This window comes from Leifsonia sp. AG29, from assembly GCF_009765225.1.
Taxonomy (GTDB): Bacteria; Actinomycetota; Actinomycetes; order Actinomycetales; family Microbacteriaceae; genus Leifsonia.
This window is the reverse complement of the sequence record NZ_VMSF01000001.1, coordinates 1,977,826-1,997,297: the sequence shown is the minus strand read 5'-3', so window position 1 is coordinate 1,997,297 and position 19,472 is coordinate 1,977,826. Positions and strand designations below refer to the sequence as shown.

The following is a 19,472-nucleotide window of genomic DNA, read 5'->3' as shown; positions in this document are numbered from 1 at the left end:
GGCGCGGGGTCCTTCCGCGTTCGGTGGGGGCGACGCTGCGCGTCAGCGGCCGGGAGGCGAGTCGGCGTCGACCTCATCGGCACCGAGGGCGCCGATCTCCTCCGTCAGCTGCAGGCCCTGTGCGCTGTTCGAGGAGAGCGTCAGCTGCTCGAGCCACTGCTTGTTGATGCGCGGGCTGCGGCCCCCGCTGTAGCGGAACAGCAGCGGCGTCCCGGGGTCGATCCAGATCGCGCTGCGGCCGTCCCCGACGCCCTGCTCGTCCCGCCACGAGAAGAAGAACCCCTCCTTGCGCCGGAGCTTCAGCCCGATCACGATCTGGAGGTGCGCCAGCACTCTGTCCTCGAATCCGATCTCGGTCGTGCCGGCGTACACAAGCTTGCCCATGCGGGAAACATACAGGACTATTCGGCCGTCCCCGTATTCGGCGGGCGGCGTAGTCTCGGCCCATGAGCGCCCCCCGCATCCTCGTCACCGGAGCCACCGGCTACATCGGAGGGCGCCTCGTCCCGCGCCTCCTCGCGCGCGGCCGGGACGTGCGCGTCCTGGCGCGCACGCCTCAGAAGCTCCAGGACGTGCCGTGGGCGCAGGAGGCGGAGATCGTCCAGGGCGACCTCCACGACCGGGCCTCGGTCGCCCGCGCGATGGAGGGCGTCGACGTCGTCTACTACCTGGTCCACTCGATGCGCGCCCGCGGCGACTTCGAGACGGAGGAGGCGGGACGCGGCCCGGACGGTGGCGGAGGAGGCGGCCGCTCATGGCGTGCGCCGGATCGTCTACCTGGGCGCGCTCCACCCGGACGGCCCGCTCTCGCAGCACCTCCGCTCGCGCGTCGAGGTCGGCCGGATCCTGCTCGCCTCGGGCGTGCCCACAGTCGTGCTTCAGGCCGGCGTCGTGATCGGCTCGGGCTCCGCGTCGTTCGAGATGATCCGTCACCTGACCGAGGTCCTCCCGTACATGCCCGCACCGCGCTGGGTGCGGAACTTCATCCAGCCGATCGCCATCCGCGACGTCCTGCACTATCTGCTCGAGGCGGCGGACCTGCCGCCGGACGTCTCGCGCGCCTTCGACATCGGCGGCCCCGACGTGCTCCGCTACGGCCAGATGCTGAACGCCTACGCGCTGGAGGCGGGACTGCCGCAGCGAGCCATCGCCTCCCTCCCCGTGTTCACCCCGTGGCTGGCGTCGCAGTGGGTCAACCTCGTCACGCCCATCCCGCGGAGCCTCGCGGTCCCGATCATCGCGTCCCTCCAGTACGACTGCGTGGTGCGCGAGCACGACATCGACGCGGTCATCCCGCCGCCGGAGGGAGGGCTCACCGGATACCGCCAGGCCGTGCGGCTCGCCCTGAAGCGGATGAGCGACGGCGACGTCGAGACGAGCTGGCTCAACTCCTCGGTGGCGGACGCGCCGAGCGACCCGCTGCCGAGCGACCCGGACTGGTCGGGTCACACCGTCTACACCGACGTCCGGGTGCGCGACAGCTCCGCCCCGGCGGAGGAGGTCTTCCGGGTGATCGAGGGCATCGGGGGCGAGCGCGGCTGGTACTCGTTCCCGCTGGCGTGGGCGCTCCGGGGCTGGATGGACAAGCTCGTCGGCGGCGTCGGCCTGCGCCGCGGGAGGCGCGACGCCGACCGGCTCCAGACCGGGGAGGCGCTCGACTGGTGGCGGGTGGAGCGGATCGAGCGCCGGCCGGACGGGGGAGAGCTGCGCCTCCGCGCCGAGATGCGCGTTCCCGGCGGAGCCTGGCTGGAGATGCGCGCTGAGGCGCGCGACACCGGCTCGCGCTACCGGCAGCGGGCCGTCTTCTTCCCCCGGGGCCTCGCCGGCCGTCTGTACTGGTTCGCGATCCTGCCGTTCCACGGGATCGTGTTCAACGGCATGGCCAACCGGATCGTCGCGGCCGCGGAGGCCGCCGGGGTCACTCCGCCGGAAGAACGGCGGGCAGCTGCTCGGGCGTGACCGCCTCGTCGTCGTCCGCCGGCACGGCGGAGGCGGTCAGCGTCGTCGCGCTGAGGTCGCGCAGGAACCGGGTCACGATGCGCCGCTCCTCCGGGTTGAGCGCCCGCGCCACCTCGAACCGGCGCGCGTGCTGGAGGCCCATGGTGCGCCGGATCTCGCGGTGCGTCTCCGGCGTGATCGCGATGGTGACGGCACGTCGATCGCTCGGGTGCGGCCGTCTCTCGATATGACCGGCCTTCTCGAGGCGGTCGAGGAGCTTCGTGGTCGACGCCGTCGAGATCCGCAGATGCTCGGCGAGGACCCCCGCGGTGACCGTCACGCCGGCGTTCGCCGAGGCGATGATGTAGCGGAGCGCCTTCATGTCCGTCTCGTTGAGCTTCATGCGGCTGCGCGACTCGAAGTTGAGCCGCTGTTCCGCCTCGCGCCATTCCCGGATGGAGGTGAGGAGTGCGATGATGTCCGCGAGTTCATCCTCGCCGAGGTCGTCGTGCCGGACCAGTTCCTGACGCGGATCGATCACCCGGGGGTCGACGAGAGAGTGTGAGACGCGCCGGGCGTCGTCCTTCGCCGATGTCATGAGGGCATCCTATGCCCGAAGTAAGAATCATGCTAAGTTATTTGCTAACTTAGCTAGATTCTTTTCGCTGAGCGCAAAGGGAGGGTCGATGACCCAGCTGCACCCCGGGACGACGACCGTCCCCGATCCCGCCGGAGCACGGGTGGAGGCTGACCTGGCGCTCGCCGAAGACCGCCTCGGCCGCTTCTTCTCCGAGCGAGAGGGTCTGGCCGGAAAATACGGGAGCGACTACGCGCGCCTGTGGCAGAGCGCACGCGACGCCGCGGACGGGGGCAAACGGATCCGTCCGCGCCTCCTGCTCACCGCCCATCGCGCGCTCGCCGGCACGGCGACCGACGACGCCGTGACCCTGGCCGTGGCGTACGAGCTGCTCCACACCGCCTTCCTCCTCCACGACGACGTCATCGACGGCGACACGGTTCGCCGCGGCCGGCCCAACCTCCCCGGGGCGTTCGCCGCGGCGGCCCGCGCCGACGGGGCCCCGGGGCCCCGCGCGCGGCTGTGGGGCGAGTCCGCCGCGATCCTCGCCGGCGACCTCCTCCTGCACGCCGCGGCCTCGCTGACGGCCACCGTGGAGGCGTCTTCCGCCGTCCGCGCGCGCCTGATCGCGATCCTCGACGAGGCCGTCTTCGTGACCGCCGCGGGCGAGCTCTCCGACGTGGCGTTCTCGGCCGGCCTCCACCGCCCGGAGCTCCGCGACGTGCTCGCCATGACGGAGCACAAGACCGCCGCGTACTCGGTGGGCGCACCCCTGCGCGCCGGCGCCGTGCTCGCGGGGGCGGGCCCGGGTGTCGAGGCCGTGCTCGGCGAGTACGGCCGCCTCGTGGGCGTCGCCTTCCAGCTGGGCGACGACCTGCTCGGCGTCTTCGGCCAGGAGGATGTGACGGGGAAGAGCGTCGTGAGCGACCTCCGCCAGGGCAAGGAGACCTCGCTCATCGCGTTCGCGCGGCGCACCTCGGTCTGGCCCGCGATCGCCCCGATCCTGGGCCGGGAGGACCTGGGCGCGGGTGACGCCGACCGTCTGGCGCGCACCCTCGAGGACTGCGGCGCGCGCGGCTTCGTCGAGCGCCTCCTCGCCGAGCACGTCGAGGCCGCCGAGGCCGTGCTCGACGATCCGGAGCTGCCGGGGAGCCTCGTGGCCGAGCTCTCGGCCGTCGCGCGTTCGTGCATCGGGAGGCTGTCATGACCCGGGAGGCGGAGGCGCCGACCACGGCGCCGACCGATCTCGCGCTGTACTCGGCCGCGGCCCACCACAGCGCGGCCACGATCATCCACGAGTACTCCACGTCTTTCGGCATGGCGACGCGGCTCCTCTCGGCCTCGGTGCGCCCGCGCGTCGAAGACGTCTACGCCCTGGTGCGGATCGCCGACGAGATCGTCGACGGCGCCGCCGCAGAGGCCGGTCTCGACATCGTCGAGCAGCGCGAGCTCCTCGACGCCCTGGAGGACGACACCGAACGGGCCATGCGCACCGGGTACAGTGCGAACGTCGTCGTCCACGCGTTCGCGACGACGGCGCGCTCGGCGGGGATCACCCCCGAGCTGACGCGGCCGTTCTTCGCCTCCATGCGCCGCGACCTCGAGCCGGTCGATTTCACCGCCGAGGAGCTCGGGGACTACATTTACGGCTCGGCCGAGGTGGTCGGCCTCATGTGCCTCGCCGTGTTCCTGGCCGACCGTCCCGTCCGCGACTCCACCCGGCGGACGCTGGAGAACGGCGCCCGACGCCTCGGCTCGGCCTTCCAGAAGATCAACTTCCTGCGCGACCTGGCCGTCGACTGGTCGCAACTCGGCCGTAGCTACTTCCCGGGGATCGACCCGGCACGGCTGACCGAGCGGCAGAAGCTCGCGCTCGTCGTCGACATCGAGTACGACCTGGGCGCCGCGGCCGACGCGATCCCGCTCCTCCCGGACAACTGCCGCCGGGCGATCGTCGCCGCGCACGCCCTGTTCGCGGAGCTGACGGACCGAGTGCGGGAGACCCCTGCCGCCGAACTGCTGACGACCCGCGTCAGCGTCCCGACGCGCACGAAGCTCGCGATCCTCGCCCGGTCCGCGATGGCGAGCCGCGCGATGGGCGCCGGGTCCGCGGAGGGCCGCCGGTGACCGCTCGCCGCGTCGTCGTCATCGGGGGCGGGATCGCGGGTCTCGCCACGGCGGCTCTGCTCGCCCGCGAGGGTCACGCGGTCACCCTCCTCGAGCAGCGGGACGTGCTCGGCGGGCGGGCCGGCTCCTGGGAGGCGGACGGCTTCCGGTTCGACACCGGCCCCTCCTGGTACCTGATGCCCGAGGTCTTCGACCACTTCTTCCGGCTGCTCGGCACCACGACCGCCGAGCAGCTGGACCTCGTCACGCTCGACCCCGGCTACCGCGTCTTCTCCGACCCGGAACGGCCGGAAGGCGCCTCGGACCCCCTCGACATCCGCGCGGAGGGCGACGGCAACCGGGCCCTGTTCGAGTCCGTCGAGCCGGGAGGCGCGGCCGCTCTCGACCGGTACCTCGCCAGTGCCCGTGAGACGTACCGCCTCGCCGTCGATCGCTTCCTCTACAGCACGTTCGCCGACCTGCGGCCGCTGCTCGGTCGCGACGTGCTCCGCCGCGCCGGGCGCCTCGTGCGCCTCCTCCTGCAGTCCCTCGACCGGTTCGTCGCCGGCTTCGTCCGCGACACCCGCCTGCGTCAGATCCTCGGCTATCCGGCCGTCTTCCTCGGGACCTCTCCCGAACGGGCGCCGAGCATGTACCACCTGATGAGCCACCTCGACCTCGAGGACGGCGTCCGGTACCCGATGGGGGGCTTCGCGGCCCTCATCGATCGCGTCGTCGCGCTCGCCGTCGCGGAAGGCGTCGAGATCGTCACCGGTGCCCGGGTCACGGCGATCCGCGTCGACGAGACAGGCCGCCGGCCGCGGGTCGCCGGGGTCGAGTACCGCGATGCGTTCCAGCGCAGCGCGACCGTCGACGCCGACACGGTGGTGTCGGCCGCCGACATGCACCACACGGAGACCCGCCTGCTGCCGCAGCGGCTGCGATCGCACCCGGACGCCGCCTGGGAGAAGCGCGACCCGGGGCCGGGCGCGATCCTCGGCATGCTCGGCGTGCGCGGGCGCCTCCCGGAGCTGACCCACCACAACCTGTTCTTCACCTCCGACTGGCACGCCGACTTCGAGCGGATCTTCGGGGCCGACCCCGGCATCCCGGAGCCCGCCTCCCTGTACGTCTGCAAGCCGAGCGAGACCGACCCGTCGGTCGCCCCGCCGGGCGAGGAGAATCTGTTCCTGTTGATCCCCGTCCCGGCCGACGTCTCGCTCGGCAAGGGAGGGGTGGACGGCGCCGGCGACCGGATCGTGGAGGCCACCGTCGACGCAGCGATCGCCCAGGTGTCCGGGTGGGCGGGCATCCCCGACCTCGCCGAGCGGGTCGTGGTCCGCCGGACGGTCGGGCCGGACGACTTCGCCTCCGACTTCAACGCCTGGAGCGGCGGCGCCCTCGGACCCGCCCACACGCTGCGCCAGAGCGCCTTCTTCCGCGCCGGCGACGCCTCCCGGCGCGTCGAGGGCCTGTACTACGCCGGGTGCTCCACGATCCCGGGAATCGGGCTCCCCATGTGCCTGATCAGCGCCGAGCTCGTCGTGAAGCGGCTCCGCGGCGACACCAGCACGGGCCGGTTGCCCGAGCCGCTCCGCGCACCGCTGCCGGAGAGCGTGTCGTGAGATTCGTCTACCTCGGCGCGATCCTCGTCGCGCTGACGTCCATGGTGCTGCTCGACGCTCGCTTCCGCCTCGTGTTCTGGAGGGACGCCCGGCGCGCCTCCCTCGCGGTCGGCGCCGGCCTGGTGTTCTTCCTGCTGTGGGATGCGGCGGGGATCGGGCTGGGCGTGTTCGCGCGCGGGCGCTCGCCCTACATGACGGGAATCGAGCTGGCGCCGGAGCTGCCGCTCGAGGAGGCGTTCTTCCTCCTCTTCCTGTGCTACCTGACGCTCGTGCTGCTCTCCGGCGTCCGAGCGGCGCTCGACCGGCGGGAACCCGGATGACGTACCTCCTCATCGATCTGGTCTTCGTGGTCATCGCCGCGGCCGTCCTCGCCGCGGCCCTGGGTGCCTCGCGCGACCGGAGGGCGCTGGTGCGTCGCTGGCGGGCGCCCTGGGCGGTCTCGGCCGTCGTCGTCCTCGTCCTCACCGCGGTGTTCGACAACCTCATGATCGGGGCGGGGCTCATGACGTATTCCGAGGCGCGCATCAGCGGGCTCCGCGTGGGACTCATCCCGCTGGAGGACTTCGCCTATCCGCTCGCCGGTCTCTTCCTCCTGCCGGGCGTCTGGCTCCTGCTCCGGCGGAGGCGGTCATGACGGCGACGGCCGCGCCCGCGCCGTTCCGGCAGCTGCTGCTCGCCTCCCGGCCGGTCAGCTGGATCAACACGGCCTACCCGTTCGCCGCCGCCTACCTGCTCACCACGGGCCGGATCGATCTCACCCTCGTCCTCGGCACGCTGTACTTCCTCATCCCGTACAACCTCGCGATGTACGGCGTGAACGACGTCTTCGACTACGAGTCCGACCTGCGCAACCCGCGGAAGGGAGGGGCGGAGGGCGCCCTTCTCGATCCGTCCTCTCACCGCAGGACGCTCATCGCCGCCGCGGTCACCAACGTCCCGTTCCTGGTCTACCTCGTCGCCGTGGGCGACCGGCTCTCGTGGCTCGTGCTCGCGCTCTCGGTCTTCGCGGTGCTGGCGTATTCCGTGAAGGGTCTGCGGTTCAAAGAGGTCCCGTTCCTCGACTCCGTCACGTCGAGCTTCCACTTCGTGAGCCCCGCCCTGTACGGTCTCGTGCTCGCCGGGGCCGTCTTCACGCCGTCCCTGTGGATCATCCTCATCGCCTTCTTCCTGTGGGGGATCGGCAGCCACGCGTTCGGGGCTGTGCAGGACGTCGTCCCGGACCGGGAAGCGGGGATCGCCTCCATCGCCACCGTGCTCGGCGCCGCGAGCACGGTGCGGGTCGCGATCGGCGCGTGGGCGCTCGCGGGCATCGGCATGCTCTTCACGCCGTGGCCGGGCCCGCTGGCAGCCGTCCTCGCGCTGCCGTACATCGCTGCCGCCGCGCCCTACGCGCGCATCGACGACGAGCACGCGAGCGCCGCCAATCGCGGCTGGCGGCGCTTCCTCTGGATCAACTACGCGTGCGGGTTCCTCGTGACCATGCTGCTGATCTGGGCCTGGTTGTCCTAGGGACTGCCCGAAATCAGAGCCCGCACACAAGAGGAATCGGGCGAACTCGCGGACGGTGCCGCTATCGTCGAGAGCATCATGAGCGACTCGCCGGCCGCGCCGACCCCCTACGAGGTCCTGGGCGTGCGTTCCACGGTCAGCCAGGAGGAGCTCCGTCGCGCCTACCGCCGGCTCCTGCGCCGGACGCACCCGGACACGGGCGGTTCGGCCGCCGAGTTCCAGGCCGTCCAGGCCGCGTGGGAGCTCGTCGGCGACCCGGAGGACCGAGCACGCTACGACCGCGGCGAGGCGGTCACCGTCGACGCGGTGTCCGGCGGCGGGGCCGACGGCGGGTTCAGCGCCACCGTCCACCCCTCCCGCGCCGGTGGGAGGGGACCGACCGTCCGCGCCCGCAGCTACGGTCACCCGGGAGGGCGGGCCCGCGAACGCTACCTCGCCCTGATGCGCGAATGGGCCGGCCGCGGCGCCGAGCCCGCAGACCCGTACGACCCGGCGCTCGTGCGTTCGGCACCGCGCGAACTCCGGCAGCTCCTCGCCGAGGCGCTCGCCGAGGAGGCGACGGCGCGCGCGGTATCGGGACTCGGCATGGGGTTCACGATCTGGAACGATGTCGCCGTCCATCCGTCCACCGACGCGAAGCTCGACCACATCGTCCTGGGCCCCGCCGGGCTCTTCGCGATCCGGTCGGCCGACTGGGGCGGCGAGGTCAAGCTGTCGAAGGGCGAGCTCGTCGGAGGCGGCATCCCGCCGGGCGAGGAGCCGCTCCGCGACCTGGCGGCAGCCGCGCGCAGCTTCGGGCGGCAGGCCGGGGTCCGCTTCACAAGCCTGATCGTCGTCGTCCCGGACGAGGACCTCGCTCTGCCGTTCGACATCGTGCAGAGGGGGCGGCTGGCCGGGGCGCTCGTCGTCCGCCGGTCGCTGCTGCCGCGCATCCTGAGGGACGGCGCCGAATCCGCCGGTCGCGAGAGCGTCGACCGCGTCTTCGAACTGCGCACGCGCCTCCAGGAGGCCGTCCGCTTCGTCTAGACAGCGCGGCGACCGGGGGAGGAGAGTGGGCCGATGGTCACCTCACTCGACATCTTCAGCGGCTTCAGCGTGGACGACATCGACGCGGCGCGCGCCTTCTATCGCGACGTCCTCGGCCTGACCGTCTCGGACGGTGCCATGGGCAACCTCGACATCGTGCTCCCGGCCGGGGGTCACGTCCTGGTCTACCCGAAGCCGAACCACCGGCCCGCGGAGTTCACGATCCTGAACCTCGCCGTGGCGGACATCGATGCAGCGGTCGACGAGCTCCACCAGCGGGGTGTCGCCACCAAGATCTATGACGACGCGGACTTCCCGACGGACGAGAAGGGGATCGCGCGCGGCAAGGCGCGCAACCAGGGGCCTGACATCGCCTGGTTCCGTGACCCGGCGGGGAACGTCCTGGCCGTTCTCGAGGGCTGACCCTCCGCCGGTTCCTGGAGCGGGTCGCCGCGTCACCGGGGGAGCAGTCGCTCCCGCAACCCCATGGCGTCGTATGGCGCACGCACCTTCACGTCGTTGTCGAAGTAGGCGTAGACGTCCATCCCGCGATCGAGCCAGTCGCGCGCGTCCGCCGCCCACCGGTCGAGCGCCTCGTCCGTGTAGCCGCTCGTGTAGAGCTCGACGTCGCCGTGGAGGCGCACATAGGCGAAATCGGCCGTGTCCTGACGGATCACGGGGTAGCGGCCCGCCGTGTCCGCCACGACGATCGCGACCCCGTGCCGCTTCGCCAGCTCGACGAAGGCCGGATCATCGAAACTGGCGTGCCGCACCTCGACCGCGTGACGGATCGGACGCTCGGCCACCGGCGAGAGATCCGTTCGGTCCTCCTCCAGAGTCGTCTCCCGCGCCAGGGCCAGGGCGGCGGTCGTGGTCTCCGGCAGCAGCTCGAGGAAGGCGTCGACCGCCTCCGGGTCGAATTGCAGCGTCGGGGGCAGCTGCCAGAGCAGCGGCCCGAGCTTGCCGCCGAGCGCCAGCACGCCCGAGGCGAGGAAGTTGGCGACCGCGGTCCGGGCGTTGCGCAGCCTCAGGATGTGCGTCACGTACCGGCCGCCCTTCACCGCGAACACGAAGTCGTCCGGCGTCTGCGCCGCCCAGTTCCGGTAGCTCGTGGGCCGTTGGAGGGAGTAGAAGCTCCCGTTGATCTCGATCGAGTCGAGCCGCTCCGACGCGTATTCGAGCTCCAGCCGGTGGGCGAGCCCCTTCGGGTAGAACACGCCCCGCCACGGCGCGTAGGTCCACCCCGAGATCCCGACCCGGGCGACGGCCATCAGCGGCCCCGCAGGTGGTCGAGCTGGCGGCGTTCCCGCTTGGTCGGCCGGCCGGATCCGCGTTCGCGCTGGACGGCCGCCGGGGCCTCCGTCTTCGGCGGCGGGGGAGGCGTGCGGTCCTCGAAGCACTCGGACGCCGCGGAGGCGCTCACCCGCTTCGCGATGAGGCGGCGCGCGATGTAGATCTTCTCGGTGCCCGCGACGAACGCGCGCACCTCGTCTCCGACCTTCACCGGCTGGGCCGGTTTGGCGCGGTCGCCGTTCACCTTGAGATGCCCGGCCTTGCAGGCGTCGGAAGCGGCGGAACGGGTCTTGAACAGCCGGACCGCCCACGCCCAGGAGTCGACGCGGACGCTGGCCGGATCCGGCATCTCAGACCGCCGCGGGCGTCGCGGCCTCCGCGGCGAGAGACGCCTTCCAGGCCACGAGCCCGCGGACCGTCCGGCTGCGATCGTTCGCCAGCCGCTCCATCACGTCAGCGGGCACGAAGTAGTTGACCGCGACCCAGCCGCGGACGGTCTCCGACCGGTCCTCGGCGAGCGTCCGCAGGATGTCGCACGGCGTCGCCTCGTTCTTGGCGACGCAGCCGCGGACGCCCTCGTCGGGGTCCTGGGAGAGCGCCAGCAGCACATCCTCGGGGGTGTTGCGGCTGGCTGCCACCGCCTCTCGGATCTTCGGGTCTTCGGCTGCGGCCAGCAGCCGAAGCCGACGGAGCTTGCTCTCCGTGACCTCGGGTGAGGGGTGCAGGGCGGCGGCCTGCTCGGCGGTCAGCAGCGCCGGGCTGTGGGCGCGCATCGCCTGTCGCTGGGCGGGGGTGTTGAACCGGATGCACGACATATTCACACCGTAGCCCGGGTTACCGTGAAGTCATGGAAAGTCTCCTCGCGCGGCTCGACCGGATCGCCGGCGGCCGGAACGCGGGTTACGTCGTGCCCGAGGAGGGCCGCACGCACCCGAAGACGCGCCGGGCGTTCATCGTCATCGCCTGGCTGCTCCTCGTCGAGCTCGTCATCGGCACGGCGGCCGTCGTGGTCGCCGTAACGCTCCGCTGGGAGGGGCAGTCGGTGCCCTTCGCCGTGTGGATGCGCTCCGTCGTCGTCCTCGGCATGACCGTGACGCTCTTCTACTTCGCCTGGCGCGCCTCCAAGGGGTTCTACTGGGCCTACTCCCGGCTGCGCCTGTTCTCGAAGATCTTCCCGGTCGTGACCCTGGTGATCGCCGCGATCCCCGGGCTCTACCCGCTCTGGATGGTGACCGAGCAGATCGTCTTCAGCCTGGTCATGATCGGCGTCGCCGACTACCTCGACTCCGACCACATGCGCGCGTCCTTCCCCCGTCCGGGGAACCAGGGGACCACCGGCGAGGTTCGCGCCTGATAGGCGGCGTACTCCGGGTACCGCGACCGCGAGATGCTCTCGGTGAAGACCGTGGAGCCGACGAACAGTCCGGTGAGCAGAAGCGGTCCGATGACGGTCCACTGCAGGAGCGAGCCGGCCGCGACGCAGCCGAAGAGGAAGACCACCCACCACTGCGCCTGCTCGAAGAAGAAGTTGGGGTGGCGCGAGTACCGGAACAGCCCGCTCTGCAGGAACCGCGGCGACGGCACGCGGCCGGCCGCGGCCTCCCGCTTCTTCCACTGCTGGAACCGCCACTGCTGCTGATCGGCCACGGTCTCGCCGAGGAGCAACGCGAGGAACACGATCGCGAGCACGACGTCGAGCGGACCGAACGGAGACCGATGGAGGTACGCGGTCCAGGCCGGCAGGGCGATCAGCAGGAGGAGCACGTTCTGGTAGATCACGATGAACAGGAGGTTGAACACCTGGAAGGCGGCGGGCCGCATCCGGCCGCGCAGCACCTCCCAGCGGTAGTCCTCGCCGCCCGGGCGGTATCCGCCCTTGCGGGCGAAGTTGAACGTCAGCCGGGCGCCCCACAGGGTGACGAGCGCGGCGACGAGGTCGAGGCGCGCGTCCCCGAGGCCGGCCGCACCGGCGAACACCCAGACGTACACGACGGGAACGACCGACCAGATGCGGTCGACCCAGGAGTGCTCGCCGGTGATCAGCGACAGCACCCAGGTGAGCAGGCAGGCCGCGGCGAGGACGACGAGGCAGATCGCGATGGGCTCCACGCCCGTCATCCTAGGACCTCACTAGACTCGTATCCCGTGGATGGTGGGACAGCCTCCGGACCGGAGGCGAGGGGGCCGGTCGAGACGCCGGTCGCGACTGTCAGCGCCCGCGTCTGGACGATCCCGAACGTCCTCAGCTTCTTCCGGCTCGCGCTGGTGCCGGTGTTCCTCTGGCTCATCGTCGTCGGCGAGGACGGCTTCGCCCTCCTCGTGCTCGTCGTCTCCAGCATCACCGACTTCCTCGACGGCTATCTCGCCCGGCGCCTGCACCAGGTGTCGCGGCTCGGGCAGCTCCTCGACCCGGCGGCCGACCGCCTCTACATCTTCGCCGCGCTCGTGGGGCTCGCGTGGCGCGAGGTCATCCCGTGGTGGCTGGTCGCGATCATCGTCGCGCGCGACGTCATGCTGGCGGTGCTGGGCGTGATCCTCGCCAATCACGGGTTCGGGCCGCTGCCCGTGCACCACCTGGGCAAGGTCGCCACCTTCTGCCTGTTCTGGGCGATCCCGCTGCTCATGCTGGGGGAGGCGTTCGCCTCGCTCGCGCCCGTCTCGCTGCCGGTCGGCTGGGCCTTCGCCCTGTGGGGCGCCTTCCTCTACTGGTGGGCCGGCGTCGTGTACATCGTCGAAACCGCACGGGTAATCCGGCTTCCGGCCGATGACAGCGCCCGGCGATCCGATACGCTGGACCAAGAGGAGGTTGACGGTGCCTGACGAGAACCAGTTCCCCGGTCCGGCGGACGACGCTGCGAACAACCCCCTGCGTGAATCCGCGACAGGGAACGAGGACACGACCGCCCGCTTCGGCGAGGACTTCGTGTCGAAGATGTACCCCGCCGGCGAGATCTCCCCGGAGGAGCAGGAGGCGATCGCCGCGCTGCCGTCGGGCTCCGCCCTGCTCGTGGTGCGGCGCGGCCCGAACACGGGTGCCCGCTTCCTCCTCGACGCCGACGTCACGACCGCCGGCCGCCATCCGAACGCCGACATCTTCCTCGACGACGTCACCGTCTCCCGGCGGCACGCCGAGTTCACCCGGCGCGGCACGGCGTTCGAGGTGCGCGACCTCGGCTCGCTGAACGGCACGTACTACGACGGCGTCCGCATCGAGAGCGCCCTGCTCGCCGACGCGGCCGAGGTCCAGATCGGCAAGTTCCGGCTCACGTTCTACGCCTCCCGCCAAGACCTCGCCGCCGCGGCGAACGGCTAGTGGCGCGGCCCGCTGCGAGGGTATCGGCCGCCTCGCCCGCCCTGCTCAGCATCGGCCAGGTGCTGGCCCGGCTGACGCCGGAGTTCCCTGACCTGTCCTCGTCGAAGCTGCGCTTCCTCGAGGAGCGCGGACTCGTGGCCCCCTCCCGCACCGCGTCGGGCTACCGCAAGTTCTCGCCGGCCGACGTCGAGCGGCTCCGGACCGTGCTCGCGATGCAGCGCGACCACTATCTCCCGCTCAAGGTCATCAAGAAGTACCTGGCCGACCTCGATGCCGGCCTCGAGCCGCCGATGCCCGGTTCCGGCCAGGCGGGTCCCTCCATGCTCCCGGCGGGCCGCCGGTTCCAGCGCGATGAGCTGCTGCGCGAGGCCGAAGCCGACGCCGAGCTGCTGCAGGAGGCGGTGAGCGCCTCGCTGATCGCCCCCGCCGACGTGTACGGCGAGGAGGCGCTGACCGTTCTCCGCGCCCTCGGCGAGCTCGGTCGGAACGGCATCGAACCGCGGCACCTCCGCGGCTTCCGTGCGGCCGCCGAACGGGAGATCGGGCTCATCGAGACCGCGCTCGTGCCGATCGCTCGCCGCGGCGCGGTCAGCAGCAAGGCGCAGACGGCCGAGCTCGCCCGCGAGATCGCGGACCAGCTCGACGTGGTCCGGGCGAGCATCATCCGCGCGGCACTCGCGCGCATCCGTCCCTGAGCCCGCCGCTGCGGCCACGGTCGGCCCGGCGCAGCTCCGACACGCCGACCCCGATTGGGCCGATGTCGTTGCCCGCGTCGCCCCACATGGGTACCGTTGATGAAGCGCCCTCATCGGCGCGACCACAGAATCCGGGCGAGAGGCGAACAGCATGAGCGAATTGAGCCGTGACGACGGCGCCGCCCGGTACGACCTGGGTCTGCTCTTCACCGACGGTCTTCCCGAGATGGACGACGCGAACGGCTACCGGGGCGCCGTCGCCGCGCGCGCGGCCGGCATCTCCTACCGCCAGCTCGACTACTGGGCTCGCACCGGTCTCGTCGAGCCGACCGTCCGCGGTGCGGCCGGGTCCGGCTCGCAGCGTCTCTACGGGTTCCGCGACATCCTCGTCCTCAAGCTCGTCAAGCGCCTCCTCGACACCGGCATCTCGCTCCAGCAGATCCGCACGGCCGTCAACCAGCTGCGCGAGGCCGGTGTGAACGACCTCGCCCAGACGACGCTCATGAGCGACGGTGCGAGCGTCTACCTGTGCACCTCCGACGACGAGGTCATCGACCTCGTGAGCCGGGGCCAAGGCGTGTTCGGCATCGCCGTCGGCAAGGTGCTCCGCGAGGTGGAGTCCAGCCTGGTCGAGCTCGACACGCAGACCGACGCGATGGACGAGCTCGCGGCTCGGCGCGCGGCGCGCACTCGCGCCTCCTAGACCTGCCGCGCCGGGAGGTCACTCCCACGATCGGCGCCGAACCTCGGCCGGGTACGGAGGATGGTCGGCGCGCTGCGCGACCAGACTTCCTCCGATCACCGCGCCAGCCGCCGTTCGGGCGCATTCTTCCTCCGTGCTCGACAGGCCGCAGGCGGCGGTCAGAGGTCGGCGAGGGAGGAGAATGCTCCCGGCCTCCGGCGTGTCACGGCCTTCGGAGGAGCACCGCTCCGGCCGAACGAGAATCATCCTCCCTGGCCGACGCGAACCATCCCGCCGAGGGGGAGGGAACCCGCCGCCGGCTCAGCGGAGACAGCAGCAACCGCTCTACGGCCGGAGCGCGACGACCTAAGCCGTCGGCTGGGTGGCGTACTCGCCGATACGCGCGGTCCGCAGGACGCGCTCGAGGAGCAGGTCGAAGTTGTGGGCCATCTCCTGGGCGCTCTCGCCCGGCCACACGTGCAGCGGCTTGGCCGCACCCTGCGCCTGCTGCAGGGAGGTGCGCTCCGGCAGCTGGGGGGACAGCACGAGCGGCCCGAACATGTCGCGCAGCTCCTTGATGCGGAACTGGTGCTCGAGCGACTGGACGCGGGCGCGGTTCACGATGATGCCGAGCGGCTGGAGGCGCGGCGACAACCCTCGGCGGATCTCCTCGATCGCGCGGAGGGCCCGGTCGGCCGCGGCCACCGAGAACAGGCCGGGCTCCGTCACGACGGCGACCCGGTCGCTCGCCGCCCACGCTGTGCGCGTCAGGGCGTTGAGGGAGGGGGCGCAGTCGATGAGGACGAGGTCGTAGTCCTGCTCGACGTTGGCGAGTGCCTCCTCGAGCTTCCAGATGTCGCGGATGCTGGGGTGCGGGCCGTCGAAGTTGATCGCCGACGGGCTGCCGATCATGACATCGACCTTGTCGGTGCTGCGCTTCGTCCAGCCCGAGGGCGCGATGGCCGCGCGGACGATCTTCTCCTTGGGGGAGGCGAGCACGTCGGCGACGTTGAGATGGCCGGCGATCTGGATGTCCATCCCGGTGGAGACGTCGGACTGCGGATCGAGATCGACGACCAGGGTGCGCAGCCCCTTGGCGAAGGCCGCGGAGGCGAGACCGAGCGTCACGGTGGTCTTTCCGACCCCGCCCTTGAGGGAGCTAACGCTGAGTACGTGCACGACACTCACGTTACCTTCACTAGTCTTAGAGAACCTAACCGTTTGCTGTGTGGTCCCGACCCCCGCTCGAAAGGTCCCCATGTTTCGTAAGATCCTCGTTGCCAACCGCGGAGAAATCGCCATCCGGGCCTTCCGCGCCGCGTATGAGCTCGGAGCGAAGACGGTCGCCGTCTTCCCTTACGAGGATCGCAACTCGATGCACCGCCTGAAGGCGGACGAGGCCTACCAGATCGGCGAGCCCGGGCACCCGGTGCGGGCCTACCTCGACGTGCAGGAGATCATCCGCGTCGCCAAGGAGTCGGGCGCCGACGCCATCTACCCCGGCTACGGCTTCCTGTCCGAGAACCCCGAGCTCGCCGAGGCCGCGCGCCAGGCCGGGATCGCCTTCATCGGCCCGCCCGCTCGCGTGCTCGAGATGGCCGGCAACAAGGTCACGGCCAAGGAGCACGCGATCGCCGCGGGCGTCCCGGTGCTGAAGTCGACCCCTCCCTCCCAGGACATCGACGAGCTGCTCGCGCAGGCCGACGAGATCGGCTTCCCGATCTTCGCGAAGGCGGTGGCGGGAGGCGGCGGACGCGGCATGCGCCGGGTCGCCACCAAGGAGGAGCTGCGCCCCGCCCTCGAGGAGGCCATGCGCGAGGCGGGGAGCGCCTTCGGCGATCCCACCATGTTCCTGGAGCAGGCCGTGCTCCGTCCGCGTCACATCGAGGTGCAGATCCTCGCCGACTCGACCGGTGAGACCATGCACCTGTTCGAGCGCGACTGCTCCGTCCAGCGCCGTCACCAGAAGGTCGTCGAGATCGCCCCGGCGCCCAACCTCTCCGAGGAGATCCGGCAGTCGCTCTACCGCGACGCGGTCGCCTTCGCGAAGTCGATCGGCTACGAGAACGCCGGCACCGTCGAGTTCCTGCTCGACACGGCGGGCGAGCGCGCCGGCCAGCACGTCTTCATCGAGATGAACCCGCGCATCCAGGTCGAGCACACGGTCACCGAGGAGATCACCGACGTCGACCTCGTGCAGTCGCAGATGCGCATCGCCGCGGGCGAGACCCTCGCCGACCTCGGCCTCAGCCAGGACAGCGTCCACATCCGCGGCGCGGCCCTCCAGTGCCGCATCACCACCGAGGACCCGACCGCCGGCTTCCGCCCCGACACCGGCAAGCTCACCACCTACCGGTCGCCGGGCGGCGCCGGCATCCGCCTCGACGGCGGGACCATCAACCCCGGCGCCCAGATCAGCCCGCACTTCGACTCCATGCTCGCGAAGCTCATCTGCCGCGGGCGTGACTTCCCGTCGGCGGTGCAGCGTGCGCGGCGTGCGCTGGCCGAGTTCCGCGTCCGCGGTGTCGCGACGAACATCCCGTTCCTCCAGGCCGTCCTGGAGGACCCGGATTTCATCGCGGGCAACGTCTCGACGTCGTTCATCGAGGAGCGCCCCGAGCTGTTCAAGGGCCGCGCCTCCAAGGACCGCGGCACCAAGGTGCTCAACTGGCTCGCCGACGTGACGGTGAACCAGCCGAACGGCCCGCGCCCGGAGACCGCCGACCCGGCCGAGAAGCTGCCGCGGATCGACCTGTCGGTCCCGGCTCCGGCCGGCTCGCGCCAGCGTCTGCTCGAGCTCGGTCCGAAGGGCTTCGCCGAGGCGCTGCGCGCGCAGAGGGCCCTGGCCGTCACCGAGACGACGTTCCGCGACGCCCACCAGTCCCTCCTGGCCACGCGCGTGCGCACGCGCGACCTGCTCGCGGTCGCGCCGTACGTCGCCCGGATGACTCCGGAGCTGCTCTCGGTGGAGGCGTGGGGAGGCGCGACCTACGACGTCGCGCTCCGCTTCCTCGGTGAGGACCCGTGGGAGCGGCTGGCCGCCCTGCGCGAGGCCCTGCCGAACATCAACATCCAGATGCTGCTGCGCGGGCGCAACACCGTCGGGTACACGCCGTACCCGACCCAGGTGACCGACGCGTTCGTGCGTGAGGCCGCCGCGACGGGCGTCGACATCTTCCGCATCTTCGACGCGCTCAACGACGTGTCGCAGATGCGCCCGGCGATCGAGTCGGTGCTCGCCACGGGCTCCGCGATCGCCGAGGTCGCCGTCTGCTACACGGGCGACCTGCTCGACCCCGCCGAGGACCTCTACACCCTCGACTACTACCTCCGCCTCGCTGAGCAGATCGTGGACTCGGGCGCGCACATCCTCGCCATCAAGGACATGGCCGGGCTGCTCCGTCCCAGCGCCGCGGAGAAGCTGGTCGGAGCGTTCCGCGAGCGGTTCGACCTCCCGGTGCACGTGCACACGCACGACACCCCGGGCGGCCAGCTCGCCACCCTGCTGGCGGCCTCCCGGGCCGGCGCCGACGCCGTCGACGTGGCCAGCGCGCCGATGTCCGGCACCACCAGCCAGCCGAGCGCCTCGGCCCTCGTCGCCGCGCTCGCGCACACCGAGCGCGACACGGGCATCTCGCTCGCCGCCGTCGAGGACCTCGAGCCCTACTGGGAGGCTGTGCGGCAGGTCTACCGCCCGTTCGAGTCCGGCCTCCCCGGGCCCACCGGCCGCGTGTACAAGCACGAGATCCCGGGCGGTCAGCTGTCGAACCTCCGTCAGCAGGCGAAGGCGCTCGGCCTCGCCGAGGACTTCGAGCTCGTCGAGGACATGTACGCGGCCGCCAACCGCATCCTCGGGCGCATCCCGAAGGTGACGCCGTCGTCGAAGGTCGTCGGCGACCTGGCCCTGCACCTCGCCGCCGTGCACGCCGATCCGGACGACTTCGCCGAGAACCCGCAGAACTACGACATCCCGGACTCGGTCGTCGGCTTCATGGCGGGCGAGCTCGGGGAGCTGCCGGGCGGGTGGCCCGAGCCGTTCCGCACGAAGGTGCTCGCCGGCAAGACGGTGAAGATCGGCGTCGAGGACCTCTCCGCTGCGGATGCCGCCGCCCTGGAGGGGTCGAGCGCCGAGCGGCGTGCGACCCTCAACCGCCTCCTGTTCCCGGCGCCGACGCGCATCCAGGAGCAGATCCGGGAGCTGTTCGGCGACCTCTCCGTCGTCGACACGCTCGACTACCTGTACGGGCTCAAGCCCGGTGCCGAGCACGTGGTCGAATTCAGCAAGGGCGTCCGGCTCTATGTCGGTCTCGAGGCCATCGGCGAGGCCGACGACAAGGGCATGCGGACCGTCATGACGACGCTGAACGGGCAGCTGCGCCCGGTGTTCGTCCGCGACCGCGGGATCGTGGTCGAGACGAAGGCGGCCGAGAAGGCCGACACGGCGAAGCCGGGGCAGGTCGCGGCGCCGTTCTCCGGCGTGGTGACGCTGCACGTCGTACCCGGCGACACCGTCACGGCCGGACAGGCGGTCGCGTCGATCGAGGCCATGAAGATGGAGGCGGCGATCACCGCTCCGATCGCCGGTACCATCGAACGGCTCGCCATCCCGAAGACCCAGCAGGTCGACGCCGGCGACCTGCTCGTCGTGATCACGCCCGCCTAGCCTGCCTCCGCCGCCCTCGTGCGGCGGTCCCCGAAGGAGAACCGA

General features: G+C 71.4%; 21 protein-coding genes and 1 pseudogene. 15 read left to right on the top strand and 7 right to left on the bottom strand.

Annotated features, from left to right (window positions below; genetic code table 11):
- Positions 1–42: 42 nt before the first annotated feature.
- Positions 43–384 carry a DUF7882 family protein gene (locus FPT20_RS09625; protein ID WP_158864750.1) on the bottom strand — a complete coding sequence of 114 codons (342 nt, stop codon included), beginning with the start codon at positions 382–384 and terminating at the stop codon, positions 43–45.
- 62 nt (positions 385–446) lie between these two features.
- Between FPT20_RS09625 and FPT20_RS09620 the strand changes: the two are divergent.
- Positions 447–1,959 (top strand): annotated as a pseudogene (locus FPT20_RS09620) (SDR family oxidoreductase).
- Here the strand turns inward: FPT20_RS09620 and FPT20_RS09615 are convergent.
- On the bottom strand, positions 1,919–2,536 hold the full coding sequence (locus FPT20_RS09615) for a MarR family transcriptional regulator (RefSeq protein ID WP_158864748.1): 618 nt from the start codon (positions 2,534–2,536) through the stop codon (positions 1,919–1,921). The pseudogene FPT20_RS09620 and the gene FPT20_RS09615 overlap by 41 nt on opposite strands.
- Positions 2,537–2,624: 88 nt before the next feature.
- On the opposite strand from FPT20_RS09615, the gene FPT20_RS09610 reads away from it, so the two are divergent.
- From FPT20_RS09610 to FPT20_RS09575, 8 genes are all read left to right on the top strand, one after another.
- Positions 2,625–3,722, top strand: a complete 1,098-nt coding sequence (locus tag FPT20_RS09610) for a polyprenyl synthetase family protein (RefSeq protein ID WP_158864746.1) — start codon at positions 2,625–2,627, stop codon at positions 3,720–3,722.
- On the top strand, positions 3,719–4,642 hold the full coding sequence (locus tag FPT20_RS09605) for a phytoene/squalene synthase family protein (RefSeq protein ID WP_158864744.1): 924 nt from the start codon (positions 3,719–3,721) through the stop codon (positions 4,640–4,642). Before FPT20_RS09610 ends, FPT20_RS09605 begins: the two co-directional genes overlap by 4 nt.
- Positions 4,639–6,246 carry a phytoene desaturase family protein gene (gene crtI / locus FPT20_RS09600; RefSeq protein WP_158864742.1) on the top strand — a complete coding sequence of 536 codons (1,608 nt, stop codon included), beginning with the start codon at positions 4,639–4,641 and terminating at the stop codon, positions 6,244–6,246. Before FPT20_RS09605 ends, crtI begins: the two co-directional genes overlap by 4 nt.
- Positions 6,243–6,566 carry a lycopene cyclase domain-containing protein gene (locus FPT20_RS09595; RefSeq protein WP_233265463.1) on the top strand — a complete coding sequence of 108 codons (324 nt, stop codon included), beginning with the start codon at positions 6,243–6,245 and terminating at the stop codon, positions 6,564–6,566. The genes crtI and FPT20_RS09595 overlap by 4 nt, the downstream gene beginning before the upstream one ends.
- Positions 6,563–6,880 carry a lycopene cyclase domain-containing protein gene (locus tag FPT20_RS09590; protein ID WP_158864740.1) on the top strand — a complete coding sequence of 106 codons (318 nt, stop codon included), beginning with the start codon at positions 6,563–6,565 and terminating at the stop codon, positions 6,878–6,880. Before FPT20_RS09595 ends, FPT20_RS09590 begins: the two co-directional genes overlap by 4 nt.
- The gene (locus tag FPT20_RS09585; protein WP_158864738.1) at positions 6,877–7,755 is read left to right on the top strand and encodes a prenyltransferase; all 879 of its coding nucleotides are present in this window, start codon (positions 6,877–6,879) and stop codon (positions 7,753–7,755) included. Before FPT20_RS09590 ends, FPT20_RS09585 begins: the two co-directional genes overlap by 4 nt.
- Before the next feature lie 78 nt (positions 7,756–7,833).
- Complete coding sequence (locus FPT20_RS09580; RefSeq protein ID WP_158864736.1) at positions 7,834–8,781, top strand: J domain-containing protein; 948 nt, start codon at positions 7,834–7,836, stop codon at positions 8,779–8,781.
- 33 nt (positions 8,782–8,814) lie between these two features.
- On the top strand, positions 8,815–9,204 hold the full coding sequence (locus FPT20_RS09575; RefSeq protein ID WP_158864734.1) for a VOC family protein: 390 nt from the start codon (positions 8,815–8,817) through the stop codon (positions 9,202–9,204).
- Between the two features lie 32 nt (positions 9,205–9,236).
- Here the strand turns inward: FPT20_RS09575 and FPT20_RS09570 are convergent, their stop codons facing one another.
- The 3 genes from FPT20_RS09570 to FPT20_RS09560 are packed head-to-tail and all read right to left on the bottom strand — an operon-like array spanning position 9,237 to position 10,889.
- Positions 9,237–10,052 (bottom strand): DUF72 domain-containing protein, encoded by an 816-nt coding sequence (locus FPT20_RS09570; RefSeq protein WP_158864733.1) that lies wholly within the window; start codon positions 10,050–10,052, stop codon positions 9,237–9,239.
- Complete coding sequence (locus tag FPT20_RS09565) at positions 10,052–10,423, bottom strand: RNA-binding S4 domain-containing protein (protein WP_158864731.1); 372 nt, start codon at positions 10,421–10,423, stop codon at positions 10,052–10,054. Before FPT20_RS09565 ends, FPT20_RS09570 begins: the two co-directional genes overlap by 1 nt.
- Position 10,424: 1 nt before the next feature.
- Positions 10,425–10,889 carry a hypothetical protein gene (locus tag FPT20_RS09560; protein WP_158864729.1) on the bottom strand — a complete coding sequence of 155 codons (465 nt, stop codon included), beginning with the start codon at positions 10,887–10,889 and terminating at the stop codon, positions 10,425–10,427.
- Between the two features lie 32 nt (positions 10,890–10,921).
- Between FPT20_RS09560 and FPT20_RS09555 the strand changes: the two genes are divergently transcribed.
- Positions 10,922–11,428, top strand: coding sequence for a hypothetical protein (locus FPT20_RS09555; RefSeq protein ID WP_158864727.1), 507 nt, complete (start codon positions 10,922–10,924; stop codon positions 11,426–11,428).
- On the opposite strand, the gene FPT20_RS09550 is transcribed toward FPT20_RS09555, so the two are convergent.
- The gene (locus FPT20_RS09550) at positions 11,350–12,192 is read right to left on the bottom strand and encodes a DUF1295 domain-containing protein (protein ID WP_158864725.1); all 843 of its coding nucleotides are present in this window, start codon (positions 12,190–12,192) and stop codon (positions 11,350–11,352) included. The two genes, FPT20_RS09555 and FPT20_RS09550, sit on opposite strands and share 79 nt — an antisense overlap.
- Before the next feature lie 111 nt (positions 12,193–12,303).
- Between FPT20_RS09550 and FPT20_RS09545 the strand changes: the two genes are divergently transcribed.
- The 4 genes from FPT20_RS09545 to FPT20_RS09530 all read left to right on the top strand — a co-directional run bounded on the left by FPT20_RS09545 (position 12,304) and on the right by FPT20_RS09530 (position 14,785).
- On the top strand, positions 12,304–12,894 hold the full coding sequence (locus FPT20_RS09545) for a CDP-alcohol phosphatidyltransferase family protein (RefSeq protein ID WP_233265635.1): 591 nt from the start codon (positions 12,304–12,306) through the stop codon (positions 12,892–12,894).
- Positions 12,895–12,940: 46 nt separating this feature from the next.
- Positions 12,941–13,387 carry an FHA domain-containing protein gene (locus FPT20_RS09540; RefSeq protein ID WP_158868008.1) on the top strand — a complete coding sequence of 149 codons (447 nt, stop codon included), beginning with the start codon at positions 12,941–12,943 and terminating at the stop codon, positions 13,385–13,387.
- Complete coding sequence (ftsR, locus tag FPT20_RS09535; RefSeq protein WP_158864721.1) at positions 13,387–14,082, top strand: transcriptional regulator FtsR; 696 nt, start codon at positions 13,387–13,389, stop codon at positions 14,080–14,082. The genes FPT20_RS09540 and ftsR overlap by 1 nt, the downstream gene beginning before the upstream one ends.
- 151 nt (positions 14,083–14,233) lie before the next feature.
- Positions 14,234–14,785 carry a MerR family transcriptional regulator gene (locus FPT20_RS09530; RefSeq protein WP_158864719.1) on the top strand — a complete coding sequence of 184 codons (552 nt, stop codon included), beginning with the start codon at positions 14,234–14,236 and terminating at the stop codon, positions 14,783–14,785.
- A gap of 345 nt (positions 14,786–15,130) precedes the next feature.
- Here the strand turns inward: FPT20_RS09530 and FPT20_RS09525 are convergent, their stop codons facing one another.
- Positions 15,131–15,943, bottom strand: a complete 813-nt coding sequence (locus FPT20_RS09525) for a ParA family protein (protein ID WP_158864717.1) — start codon at positions 15,941–15,943, stop codon at positions 15,131–15,133.
- 79 nt (positions 15,944–16,022) lie between these two features.
- On the opposite strand from FPT20_RS09525, the gene FPT20_RS09520 reads away from it, so the two are divergent.
- Positions 16,023–19,427, top strand: a complete 3,405-nt coding sequence (locus FPT20_RS09520; RefSeq protein ID WP_158864715.1) for a pyruvate carboxylase — start codon at positions 16,023–16,025, stop codon at positions 19,425–19,427.
- Positions 19,428–19,472 lie beyond the last annotated feature (45 nt).